Below are 415 nucleotides of genomic sequence, written 5' to 3'. Positions count from 1 at the left end.
GTCCTGCGCGAGGCGGGCCTCGTGGGCTCGCGGGCGGAAGGCAAGCGGCGCCTGTACGCGCTGCGGCCGGAGCCGCTGGCTGAGGTCGATGCCTGGCTCGAGCCCTACCGGCAGCAATGGTCACGCAGCCTCGACGCACTCGAACGACACCTGGAGGAGAACCCATGAGCCTCAGCAACCATCCGCGCGGAACCCTGGAGACGATCGACGGCCGGCGGGCGTTGCGGTTCGAGCGCGAGCTGCCGTATGGGATCGAGCGGGTGTGGCGCGCGATCAGCGAGCCGGCCGAGATGGAGCAGTGGTTCGTAGCCACCGTGGACTGGACGCCTGCCGCCGGCGAGAGGATCGACGCGGGCGGTCAGTCGGTGGAGGTGACGACCGTGGAGCCGCCGCGCCGGCTCGCCTGGTCCTGGGG

The 415-nt window shown here is 71.8% G+C and carries 1 protein-coding gene; it reads left to right on the top strand.

The features are described from left to right. Nucleotides 1–164: 164 nt before the first annotated feature. On the top strand, nt 165–415 hold a 251-nt coding region (locus I6F37_RS42015), incomplete at its 3' end, for an SRPBCC domain-containing protein (protein WP_225154675.1).

The organism is Bradyrhizobium sp. NBAIM08 (assembly GCF_020193935.1).
GTDB lineage: Bacteria > Pseudomonadota > Alphaproteobacteria > Rhizobiales > Xanthobacteraceae > Bradyrhizobium > Bradyrhizobium yuanmingense.
This window is presented reverse-complemented; position numbering and strand designations above follow the sequence as displayed.